The organism is Shewanella sp. MF08487, from assembly GCF_050848685.1.
In the GTDB taxonomy this organism is placed as follows: Bacteria; Pseudomonadota; Gammaproteobacteria; order Enterobacterales; family Shewanellaceae; genus Shewanella; species Shewanella glacialipiscicola.
The window spans coordinates 26,567-38,974 of sequence record NZ_JBOZPB010000026.1 but is presented as its reverse complement, the minus strand read 5'-3'; the positions used below and the strand labels follow the sequence as shown (position 1 = coordinate 38,974).

8 protein-coding genes are annotated in these 12,408 nt (G+C 45.5%); 6 read left to right on the top strand and 2 right to left on the bottom strand.

Going from position 1 to position 12,408, the window contains the following annotated elements:
- The first annotated feature begins 20 nt into the window (after positions 1-20).
- The 4 genes from fadA (at position 21) to ACRN9H_RS16240 (ending at position 5,650) form a co-directional block, all read left to right on the top strand.
- Positions 21-1,184, top strand: a complete 1,164-nt coding sequence (fadA, locus tag ACRN9H_RS16255; protein WP_432315110.1) for an acetyl-CoA C-acyltransferase FadA — start codon at positions 21-23, stop codon at positions 1,182-1,184.
- Positions 1,185-1,491: 307 nt separating this feature from the next.
- Complete coding sequence (gene tusA, locus ACRN9H_RS16250; RefSeq protein WP_220772707.1) at positions 1,492-1,737, top strand: sulfurtransferase TusA; 246 nt, start codon at positions 1,492-1,494, stop codon at positions 1,735-1,737.
- A 48-nt stretch (positions 1,738-1,785) separates the two neighbouring features.
- Positions 1,786-2,232, top strand: a complete 447-nt coding sequence (locus tag ACRN9H_RS16245; protein WP_432315109.1) for an MOSC domain-containing protein — start codon at positions 1,786-1,788, stop codon at positions 2,230-2,232.
- 229 nt (positions 2,233-2,461) lie between these two features.
- On the top strand, positions 2,462-5,650 hold the full coding sequence (locus ACRN9H_RS16240) for an amidohydrolase family protein (protein WP_432315145.1): 3,189 nt from the start codon (positions 2,462-2,464) through the stop codon (positions 5,648-5,650).
- 205 nt (positions 5,651-5,855) lie between these two features.
- Here ACRN9H_RS16240 and ACRN9H_RS16235 read toward each other — a convergent pair whose 3' ends face one another.
- The gene (locus ACRN9H_RS16235) at positions 5,856-6,458 is read right to left on the bottom strand and encodes a DNA-3-methyladenine glycosylase I (RefSeq protein WP_259564062.1); all 603 of its coding nucleotides are present in this window, start codon (positions 6,456-6,458) and stop codon (positions 5,856-5,858) included.
- A gap of 118 nt (positions 6,459-6,576) precedes the next feature.
- On the opposite strand from ACRN9H_RS16235, the gene glyQ reads away from it, so the two are divergent.
- Together glyQ and glyS are read left to right on the top strand one after the other, a co-directional pair.
- On the top strand, positions 6,577-7,482 hold the full coding sequence (glyQ, locus tag ACRN9H_RS16230; protein WP_259528464.1) for a glycine--tRNA ligase subunit alpha: 906 nt from the start codon (positions 6,577-6,579) through the stop codon (positions 7,480-7,482).
- Positions 7,483-7,492: 10 nt separating this feature from the next.
- Positions 7,493-9,562, top strand: a complete 2,070-nt coding sequence (glyS, locus tag ACRN9H_RS16225) for a glycine--tRNA ligase subunit beta (protein ID WP_432315107.1) — start codon at positions 7,493-7,495, stop codon at positions 9,560-9,562.
- A gap of 423 nt (positions 9,563-9,985) precedes the next feature.
- On the opposite strand, the gene gyrB is transcribed toward glyS, so the two are convergent.
- Positions 9,986-12,403 carry a DNA topoisomerase (ATP-hydrolyzing) subunit B gene (gene gyrB / locus ACRN9H_RS16220; RefSeq protein ID WP_263189977.1) on the bottom strand — a complete coding sequence of 806 codons (2,418 nt, stop codon included), beginning with the start codon at positions 12,401-12,403 and terminating at the stop codon, positions 9,986-9,988.
- Positions 12,404-12,408: the final 5 nt, after the last annotated feature.

Sequence of the window (12,408 nt, the reverse complement as noted above, 5' to 3'; positions counted from 1 at the left end):
AGCGGGAAAGGAATTTAATCATGAAACAAGCTGTTATCGTAGACTGCATCCGTACTCCGATGGGCCGCTCAAAGGCTGGCGTATTTCGTAATGTGCGTGCAGAAACTCTGTCTGCCGAACTAATGAAAGGTCTGTTGCTGCGTAACCCACAACTCGACCCAAACCTGATTGAAGACGTGATTTGGGGTTGTGTGCAACAAACCCTAGAGCAAGGCTTCAACATCGCCCGTAACGCTTCGCTATTAGCGGGCATTCCAAAGACTGCTGGCGCTGTGACAGTTAACCGCCTATGTGGTTCATCAATGGATGCTATCCATCAAGCTGCACGTGCGATTATGACTGGCATGGGCGACACCTTTATTATTGGTGGCGTAGAACACATGGGCCACGTGCCGATGAGCCATGGTGTCGACTTCCACCCAGGTCTTGCTAACAACGTGGCAAAAGCCTCTGGCATGATGGGTTTAACGGCTGAAATGCTGGGTAAACTGCACGGCATTACCCGTGAGCAGCAAGATGCTTTTGCGGTACGTTCACACCAACGCGCTTATGCTGCAACGGTTGAAGGCCGCTTTGCCAAAGAAATCTATGGCATTGAAGGTCACGATGCTAACGGCGCCTTAATTAAAGTCCTGCAAGACGAAGTGATCCGCCCAGAAACCACAATGGAATCTTTGGCTGCACTGCGCCCCGTGTTTGATCCAGTAAATGGTACTGTGACTGCTGGTACTTCTTCTGCACTGTCAGATGGCGCTTCAGCCATGTTGATCATGGAAGAATCTAAAGCGCGCGCACTTGGCTTGCCGATTCGTGCACGTATTCGCTCTATGGCGGTTGCAGGTTGTGACGCGGCTATCATGGGTTACGGCCCAGTGCCAGCCACGCAAAAAGCACTGGCTCGTGCCGGTATCACAGTTGCCGATTTAGATGTGATTGAACTGAACGAAGCGTTTGCAGCTCAGTCTTTGCCTTGTGTAAAAGATTTAGACTTAGCGGATGTGGTTGACGACAAAATCAACCTCAACGGCGGTGCGATTGCACTAGGTCACCCACTGGGTTGTTCAGGTGCGCGTATCTCTACGACGCTGATCAACTTGATGGAAGACAAAGACGCGACCTTAGGTTTAGCGACCATGTGTATTGGTTTAGGCCAAGGTATCGCAACCGTGTTTGAACGTGTTTAATTCGTTAATCGAATAATTATCAAAGCCGGAACTTGTTCCGGCTTTTTTATACTTTTTATACTTTTTATACTTTTTATACTTTTTATACTTTTTATACTTTTTATACTTTTTATACTAAAAATTATCCCCCAACTACGTCGTACAAATAACAGATGCCATAAGTGTTCCACGTGGAACATTTAATATTCCACATGAGTAATGACACATATACCCGAGAACAACTCACAAATTTAAATCGCCAACTTGGTTTATCATAGGTGCTGGAGTAACATTAGCTCATTCTGCTTAACCGTTCAGTAGAGGTAATATGAACGACGCTTTCTCAACTGCACAGCATAAACTCGACGCCCTCGGCTTACGCTGCCCAGAACCCGTAATGATGGTACGTAAAACAGTAAGACAAATGGCAGCCGGTGAGACATTACTGATTATCGCTGATGACCCTGCAACAACACGTGATATTCCAAGTTTTTGTGAGTTTATGGATCACACTCTTATCGCTAGCGAAACAACACAAATACCCTATCAATATTTGATCAAAAAAGGTCTTTAATCCGTATAGCTAATGAGGACTAGCTTATTGATTGGGGAGCATAAAACTATGCCAAAACTGTTGGGTATTGCCTATAAGACCGCAAAACGCGGCACGATGAACGAGGTTCTCTGCGCTAATGTCACTCAATTAAGAGGTATAGAGAACGACGTTTTTGGCCACCCAGGCAAACGCCAAGTCACAATCCTCTCCCATCAGCAGTGGCAACAGGCATGTCATAGTCTGCAAGTTGATTTACCTTGGATAACTCGCAGGGCAAACTTGCTTATCGATGGTCTAATGTTTAGCCATGCAGACGTAGGCAAACATTTACTGATTGGCGAGTTACGATTAGAAATCACTGGCGAGACAGAACCCTGTAAAAAGATGGAAATCGCTCACACTGGTTTAGAGGTGGCATTAACCCCATATTGGCGTGGTGGTGTCACCTGCCGAGTCATACACAATGGCATGATCCACCTCGGTGACGATGTTGAAATATCACTCCTCACCTAAAGCGGCCTTCCATACCAAAGTCATTCTTGCTCGCTAAACACAAAAACCAAACGTCTTGTTTGGTTCCTCTACTATTTCCCGCTCGCACTAAACCTCAGTCATCACTTGAAACAGTATTTACGTTTTCCTTCTTATCTATTTATGCGATAACTACACCAAGTATTAACAAAAATTTATCTTGTGATTAATACCGCTCATGTAGCCCATAAGAACGATAACAGGAAGTGACATATTGAACTCTAAACTTACCCCGCTTTATATTGCCCTCACGCTTGGGATGAATACCCTCGCAGTTAACGCCACAGAAACGAAAGAGTCGACTTGGAATGTTAACGCTCCAGCAAATGCTCCCTTAGAGCAAGTCAAAGTTGATGTTAATGAAGGCACTTGGATGAACTTGAGTGTCAGTCCAGATGGTAAGCATATCGTCTTCGACTTACTCGGTGACATCTACCAAATTCCAGTAACAGGCGGTGAAGCTAAGCCATTAGCCCAAGGCATAGCTTGGCAGATGCAGCCCGTCTATAGCCCTGATGGCAAGCACATTGCTTTTACGTCCGATGGCGATGGTGGTGATAACATTTGGATTATGGATGCAGATGGTAAAAACCCAAGAACAGTTACCCAAGAAACCTTCAGGCTGCTAAACAGTCCAGCTTGGAGCCCAGACTCCCAGTATCTGGTTGCCCGTAAGCACTTTACCGCCAGTCGTAGTTTGGGTGCGGGCGAAGTGTGGCTATACCACGTTGCGGGTGGTGAAGGGGTTAAATTGACCGAACGTCCTAATGATGAGAAAGATTTAGGTGAACCCGCGTATTCACCCGATGGTCGCTATATCTACTTTAGTCAGGATGACACGCCGGGTAAAACATTCCATTACTCAAAGGATTCGGTCAACGGTATCTACAAAATAAAACGCTACGATACTCAGACTGGTGAGATTGAAGTATTAATCGAAGGCACGGGTGGAGCGATTCGGCCAACGCCGAGCCCAGACGGCACTAAGCTCGCCTATATTAAGCGCGATGATTTCCAGTCATCACTCTACCTACTCGACCTTAAGTCGGGAGAAACAACTAAACAGTTTGGCGAACTTGACCGTGATATGCAAGAGACTTGGGCCATTCATGGCGTCTATCCAACAATGGCATGGACACAAGATAGCAAGGATATTTTCTTCTGGGCTAAGGGAAAAATTAATCGTCTGAATGTTGCCAATAAAACACTCACAGATATCCCCTTTAGTGTAAAAACTGAGTTAGCCGTACAGCCCTCAGTGCGCTTTAAGCAAGATATCGATAAAGACGTTTTCGATGTAAAAATGCTACGTATGGCGCAGGTCTCTCGCGATGGCAGTAAAGTGGCCTTCGAAGCGCTGGGTAAGATTTGGTTAAAATCATTACCCGATGGAAAAATGTCGCGCTTAACTGAACTCAATAATGGGATTGAAGAACTGTATCCCCAATGGTCCCGCGATGGCAAAAATATTGTTTTCACCACTTGGAATGACCAAGACCAAGGAACAGTACAAGTCATTAGCGCCAAAAGTGGCAAACCTAAGCAGCTAACATCTGAACCAGGAAAGTACGTAGAACCCACCTTTTCACCCGATGGTGAACTTGTGGTGTATCGTAAAACCCAAGGCGGTAACCTCACACCAAGAACTTGGTCGCAGGAGCCTGGACTATATAAAGTCGATATCAAAGGCAAAAAAAATAACAAGATCAGTGCCGATGGCTACCAAGCTCAATTCGGTGCCAATGCCGATCGTGTCTTTTTTATGAATAGCAGCGAAGATGAAACGCCACAGTTATCATCTATCAACTTAGATGGCTTCGATAAGCGAGTTCATTACAGCAGCAAACATGCGACTGAATTTAGGGTTTCACCCGATGGTGAGCAACTCGCCTTCGCAGAACGCTTTAAGGTTTGGGTGACACCTTTTGCTAAACACGGTGAAACCATTGAGATTGGACCCAATGCCAACAATTTACCCGTAAGCCAATTGAGTGTCCGCGCGGGTAAAAGTATCAGTTGGAACAGTAAAAGCAACCAACTGTATTGGACGCTTGGCCCCGAACTTTATCAAGCCAAGGTTGATACTCAATACCTGAATAAAGATGAAAAGGCTCAGCCAAGCATTATCAATTTAGGCTTTACCGAAAAGGCTGATGTTCCACGTGGAACAATCGCCTTCGTCGGTGGCAAAGTGATTACGATGGAAAATGACCAAGTCATAGATAATGGCGTGGTCATAATCAAAGACAATCATATTGTCGCCGTAGGTGATGCCAATATAGCGATTCCCAAGGATGCGCAGATCATCAACATCAAAGGAAAATCTATCATGCCAGGGCTATTCGATGCCCACGCCCATGGACCGCAAGCAGATGATGAAATTGTGCCACAACAGAACTGGGCGCTGTATTCCGGTTTATCTTTGGGTGTCACCACGATTCACGATCCCTCGAATGACACGACAGAGATTTTTGCCGCTTCCGAACAACAAAAAGCAGGACACATAGTTGGCCCACGTATTTTCTCAACAGGCACCATATTGTATGGCGCCAATGCACCAGGTTACACATCGCACATAGACTCACTCGATGATGCAAAGTTTCATCTTGAGCGCCTTAAAAAAGTCGGGGCGTTTAGCGTTAAAAGCTACAACCAACCGCGACGTAATCAGAGGCAGCAAGTCATCGCTGCCGCACGTGAACTCGAAATGATGGTCGTGCCTGAGGGTGGCAGTTTGCTACAACACAATCTCACCATGGTCGCCGATGGCCACACAACGGTTGAGCACTCTCTGCCAGTGGCAGCGATTTATAACGATATCAAACAATTCTGGAGCCAGACTAAAGTCGGTTACACCCCAACCTTAGTGGTCGCCTATGGCGGCATTTCAGGCGAAAACTACTGGTACGACAAAACCGATGTGTGGGCGCATCCACGCCTGTCGATGTATGTCCCCGCCGATATCTTGCAGGCGAGATCAATGCGACGCCCGCATGCTCCAGATGGCCACTATAATCATTTCAATGTTGCAAAAGTCGCTAACGAGCTCGATAAGTTAGGAGTCCGCCCAAATATTGGCGCCCACGGTCAGCGTGAAGGTTTAGCGGCACATTGGGAAATGTGGATGTTCGCCCAAGGCGGCATGAGCAATATGGAGGTACTGAAAACGGCCACCATTAATCCGGCGACGACCTTTGGTATGGAACAACAGCTAGGCTCGATTAAAGCAGGTAAGCTCGCAGACTTAATCGTTATTGATGGTGATCCATTAGCCGACATACGCGTCACCGACAAAGTCACTCATACTATGGTTAATGGTAAGTTATTTGATGCAGAGACTATGAATGAGCTTAATGGGGATAAGGAAAAACGTAAGCCATTTTTCTTTGAGAAAATCTAAACTCTATCCTCAAGGTTAGAATGAATGGGAGAGTCGCTTTCCTGTTTTAATTATTTGGTTTAACCAGATATCACCAATGAAGATAAAAGCATGTTCCACGTGGAACATGCTTTTTTACATTTTGTGCATTGTTTATTGTGTATATGGACAAGAACTCGAATATTGCTATGAGTACTGTCCTACATCACATCAGCAAGATGAACGATTACTGATGTTCGCAGTTATGCTGACCGGCACAGGAATCAACACAAGCCTGATAAGAAATACACTCTACAAGGTGGTCATTCACCATACCCACCGCCTGCATAAAGGCATAACAAATTGTTGGGCCGACAAAATTAAATCCAAGCTTCTTTAACGCTTTTGACATGGCTTCTGATTCTGGCGTTTGCGCTGGAACCTGAGACATAGCAGTAAACTGATTAACTATGGGCTTACCCCCAACAAAGCTCCATAAGAATGCAGAGAAATCCTTCCCATCGGCAGTATAGGCCAAATATCCTTTGGCATTCTTGATAATAGAGTTCACCTTCAAGCGATTGCGCACTATGCCGGGATTCAACATAAGTTCCTCCACTTTCGCCTCATCAAAGCCAGCAATCGCTTCTGGTTCAAAATTGGCAAAGGCCTGCTCATAGTTTTGTTGTTTCTTCAGGATCGTAATCCACGATAATCCAGCCTGTTGACCATCTAAACACAACTTAGCAAACAGCTCCTTAGGATCTCGAACCGGCCGCCCCCACACTTTGTCATGATACTCACGATACAAGGGATCATCACTTACCCAGCCACAACGGATCTCTTCCATGGTATATAACCTTATTGTTTTAATTAAGAAGGTAAAAAATAACCTACATAAGCAGATATCTACAAGGTATAATCGAACCCATTTTCTATTCAGGCTGACGGCAGTAGACAAAGTAGACATGACAACAAAACACGACGTAAAAACATTTCAGGGTTTCATTCTCACCCTGCAGGAATATTGGGCACAGCAAGGCTGTGCAATCGTTCAACCTCTAGATATGGAAGTCGGCGCTGGAACATTCCACCCACAAACTTTCCTACGTTCTCTAGGGCCAGAACCTATGAGCAGTGCCTATGTGCAGCCATCGCGCCGCCCTACGGACGGTCGTTACGGTGAAAACCCTAACCGTCTGCAGCACTACTACCAATTCCAAGTCGTGTTGAAGCCTTCACCTGACAATATTCAAGAGCTGTATTTAGGCTCACTGCAAGCGCTGGGTATCGATACTCAAATCCACGATATCCGCTTTGTAGAAGATAACTGGGAATCACCAACACTAGGTGCTTGGGGCTTAGGCTGGGAAATCTGGCTTAATGGTATGGAAGTAACTCAGTTTACTTACTTCCAACAGGTCGGCGGCATCGAATGCAGCCCTGTCACAGGTGAAATCACCTATGGCCTAGAGCGTCTGGCCATGTATATCCAAGGCGTAGATAGTGTTTATGATCTCGTATGGACCGATGGTCCACTGGGCCTAATCACCTATGGCGATGTGTTCCATCAAAACGAAGTAGAGCAATCGACCTATAACTTCGAACACGCCGATGTGGATTTTATGTTCACCCTGTTCGATCAGTGCGAAAAAATGTGTCAGCATTTATTGTCACTGGAAAAACCTTTACCTCTGCCCGCCTACGAGCAAGTGATGAAAGCCTCGCACGCCTTCAACTTACTCGATGCCCGCCATGCCATTTCAGTGACCGAGCGCCAACGCTACATCTTACGCGTTCGTACTATGGCCAAAGCGGTCGCTGAATCTTATTATCAGGCACGCGAAGCGCTTGGCTTCCCAATGTGTAAGTAGAGGTAAAAACATGAATTTTGAAAACTTACTCATAGAGTTAGGCACAGAAGAGTTACCACCTAAGTCACTGCGTAAACTGGCTGAATCCTTTGTAGCTAACTTTACCGAAGAACTCAGCAAAGCCGATTTAGCGTTCAGCTCAGCCGTTTGGTACGCAGCGCCACGTCGTCTGGCGATTAACGTCACTGAACTGGCCCTTGCACAAGCCGACAAAGTGGTTGAAAAACGCGGTCCCGCCGTGAGTTCAGCCTTTGATGCTGAAGGCAAACCGACGAAAGCCGCCGAAGGTTGGGCACGTGGTAATGGTATTACTGTTGAGCAAGCCGAACGTTTAGTCACAGATAAAGGCGAATGGTTAGTCCATAACGCTAAAGTAGAAGGCGTCGAAACAAAAAGTTTGATCGCTGCTATGGCTCAACGTGCACTCGATAAATTACCCATCCCTAAGCCAATGCGTTGGGGCAATAATAAAACCCAATTTATTCGCCCTGTGCACACCGCGACTATGTTGTTAGGCAGTGAGTTGATTGAAGGTGAATTGCTGGGTATCAAATCGGCACGCACTGTTCGCGGTCATCGCTTTATGGGCCTAAAGCAGTTTGAATTAGCCCATGCTGATCACTACCTTGCCGACCTGAAAGAAAAAGGCAAAGTCATCGCCGATTACGAAAGCCGTAAAGCATTGATCAAAGCCGATGCCGAAAAAGCCGCCGCTAAGATTGGTGGTACAGCCGATATCGAAGAAAGCCTGCTTGAAGAAGTCGCCTCTTTGGTTGAATGGCCAGTGGTATTGACCGCCAGCTTCGAAGAAAAATTCTTAAGTGTACCGTCTGAAGCTTTGGTCTACACCATGAAGGGCGATCAAAAATACTTCCCCGTCTTTGATGACGCGGGCAAGTTACTGCCAAACTTTATCTTTGTGACCAACATAGAATCTAAAGATCCTGCGCAAATTATCTCAGGTAACGAGAAAGTCGTTCGCCCACGTCTTGCCGACGCCGAATTCTTCTTTAATACCGATAAAAAACACACGCTGGAATCACGTTTACCTAGCTTAGAAACAGTATTGTTCCAACAGCAGCTGGGTACATTAAAAGACAAAGTAAATCGTATCTCTGCCCTAGCCGCCTTTATTGCCGAGCAAACTGGTGCGAATGCGGTTGATGCAGCCCGTGCAGGTTTGTTATCTAAAACCGATTTGATGACCAATATGGTGATGGAATTTACCGACACTCAAGGCACTATGGGCATGCATTACGCCCGCCTCGATGGTGAAACCGAAGCCGTTGCAGTTGCGATGGAAGAACAATACAAGCCTAAGTTCTCTGGCGATACAGTGCCAAGTGCTGGCGTATCTTGCGCAGTCGCATTAGCAGACAAGCTCGATACTTTAGTCGGTATCTTTGGTATTGGCCAAGCTCCTAAAGGCGCAGCCGATCCCTTTGCCCTACGCCGCGCAGCAATTGGCGTGCTACGTATCATAGTAGAAAACAAGCTACCACTTGATTTAGTTGATCTTATCGCTAAAGCACAAGCACTGCATGGCACTAACTTAAGCAACGCCAATGCAAGCGACGAAGTGTTAGAGTTCTTAATGGCACGCTTCCGCGCTTGGTATCAAGATAAAGGCATTGGTGTTGATGTGATCTTAGCAGTGCTAGCACGTCGCCCAACACGCCCAGCTGATTTTGATAGTCGTATCAATGCGGTATCACACTTTAGAAGCCTAGAAGCTTCTGGCGCACTTGCAGCAGCGAACAAACGTGTATCCAACATTCTGGCTAAGGTTGAAGGCGCTTTACCGACAACGATCAATGCAAGTTTGTTGACCGAAGCCGCAGAGCAAGCATTAGCGGCCAAGTTGAACGAACTACAACCACTGCTGGCGCCTTTGTTTGCCAATGCCGATTACCAACAAGCCTTAACTTTGCTAGCTGGCCTACGTGAAAGCGTGGATCAGTTCTTCGAAGATGTGATGGTAATGGCAGATGATGAAGCTTTGAAAAACAATCGTTTAGCATTGTTGAATAATCTACGCGAGCAGTTCCTGCACGTAGCGGATATATCGCTACTGCAATAACGATACGCTTTTCAGTCTTCATAAAAAACGCGCTAACTAGCGCGTTTTTTATGGTCGCTATTTTCTCAATAACAGTAAGTAAAAAGTGACCATTTTTGTATAAACTTTTAAACGATCTGCCCAGTCGCTAAACAGAAAGAATCTGTATGCAATAGAAATACTCTAGATAACCTGAACTCGGGATAGTAGCGTACTAACTGATTAATCTTATTACCTTATCCACAAAATTAACGCTGCAGAGGTTGTTTTTCGTTATCAGGCAAGTTTGCGTATCTAATAACGGGCGATTGGGAAATAATCGGTAGAGACGCAGAGTCTTATCCCGAGTTGAGGTTAAATCGTAGATATAAAAAGGGAAAGCCTAAGCTTTCCCTTAATCACTAACTTAATAACATGTTACTAAAAGTGCATTACATATCAGCACTACACGTCTAAGTTAGCCACGTTTAATGCGTTCGCTTCGATAAACTCACGACGTGGTTCAACTTGATCACCCATCAAACAAGTAAATAACTGATCGGCGCCAACGGCATCATCAATCGTCACTTGCAACATACGGCGTGACTCAGGATCCATTGTCGTTTCCCACAATTGCTCAGGGTTCATCTCACCCAATCCTTTATAACGTTGGATGTATAAACCGCGCTTAGCTTCAGAAATCGTCCAATCTAGGGCTTCAAGGAAGCTACCGACTTCTTTAACACGTTCGCCGCGTTGTACATAACCACCTTCTTCAATCATACCCTCTAACGCCGCACCTAACTTACCGATACGTTGGTAATCGCTTGATTGGAAGAAGTCATAAGTAAACAGATAATTAGTATCGATACCGTGTTTACGAATAGTGATCTTAGGCAAATACACTTTACGCTCTGGATCAAGAATCGGCTCAGCAGAATACAGCACGCCGCTACTTTCCATTTCCACTAGCTCATGGATAAAGGCATCGATCCATTCTTTCATCTTGCCTTCATCGGCCAACATATCATTGGTGATCATTGGGTGGTAAAGCATACGGTTAGTAATGTGCGTTGGATAGCGCTGCTCTAGACGAGCCACAATCGCTTCCACTTCACGATATTGAGTCACTAAACGCTCTAACGGCTCACCTGACATACCAATCGCACCTTGCGTTGGATAAACAATAGTTCCATCCAATGCTTGAGTCGTGAGGTATTGAGTTAATGCTGGCTCGTCTTTCAAATACTGTTCTTGTTTACCTTTTTTAACTTTAAATAAAGGTGGCTGAGCAATATAGATGTAACCACGTTCAATCAATTCAGGCATTTGACGGAAGAAGAAGGTCAACAGCAAGGTACGAATGTGCGAGCCGTCGACGTCAGCATCCGTCATGATGATGATGTTGTGATAACGCGTTTTATCTGGGTTATATTCGTCGCGACCAATACCACAGCCGAGCGCCGTGATCAGTGTGGCCACTTCTTGAGAAGACAGCATCTTATCGAAGCGTGCTTTCTCAACGTTTAGAATTTTACCTTTGAGTGGCAAAATAGCTTGGTTTTTACGGTTACGCCCCTGCTTGGCACTACCACCAGCAGAGTCACCTTCCACTATATAGATTTCAGAAAGACCAGGGTCTTTCTCTTGGCAATCGGCCAGCTTACCTGGTAAACCACCTAAATCGAGTGCGCCTTTACGACGGGTCATTTCACGGGCTTTACGCGCCGCTTCACGGGCACGTGCCGCATCAACAATCTTACCAACAATTAACTTAGCATCAGCTGGGTTTTCCAGCAGATAATCGTTCAGTTTTTCACCCATGGTTTGTTCAACCGCGGTTTTCACTTCGCTTGAAACCAGTTTATCTTTGGTTTGTGAGCTGAACTTAGGATCAGGTACTTTAACAGAGATAACAGCAGTCAAACCCTCGCGGGCATCGTCGCCAGTCGCGCTAGTTTTGCCTTTCTTGTTGTAACCTTCGTTTTCCATGTAACTGTTAAGGTTACGTGTTAAAGCACTACGGAAACCGACTAAGTGAGTACCACCATCACGCTGTGGAATGTTGTTGGTAAAACAGAATATATTTTCTTGATAACCGTCATTCCACTGCATAGCCACTTCAACGGTAATACCGTCATCGCGCTCTTGAATGAAGTGGAACACATCTTTGTTGATAGGTGTTTTATTGCGGTTCAAGTAATCAACGAATGCGCTAATACCGCCTTCGTATTTGAATAATTCATTTTTATTATCGCGCTCATCAATCAGACGAATACCCACGCCTGAGTTGAGGAATGACAATTCACGTACACGTTTTGCTAGAATTTCGAAATGAAACTCGATATTACTAAAAGTATTTTCACTTGGCCAAAAACGGATTTCAGTACCGGTTTTAGTTGCATCACCAATCTCTCGGATTGGTGCATCTGGTACGCCGTGGGTATAAAATTGCTCATACACTTTGCCAGCACGACGAATGGTCATCTGCAGCTTTTTAGATAACGCGTTAACTACCGACACACCCACACCGTGCAAGCCGCCAGACACTTTATAAGAGTTATCGTCGAACTTACCGCCGGCATGCAATACCGTCATAATAACTTCTGCTGCCGATATACCTTCTTCTTCATGGATAGAAACCGGGATACCACGGCCATCATCCTTAACAGAAACCGAACCATCAACATGGATAGTAATCGTAATCTCGCTACAGTGGCCGGCTAAGGCTTCATCGATAGAGTTATCGACTACTTCGAACACCATATGATGTAGACCCGTACCGTCGTCGGTGTCACCAATATACATCCCAGGTCTCTTACGTACTGCATCAAGGCCCTTAAGGACCTTAATACTCGAAGAATCGTAACTATTCTCTGACATATTAT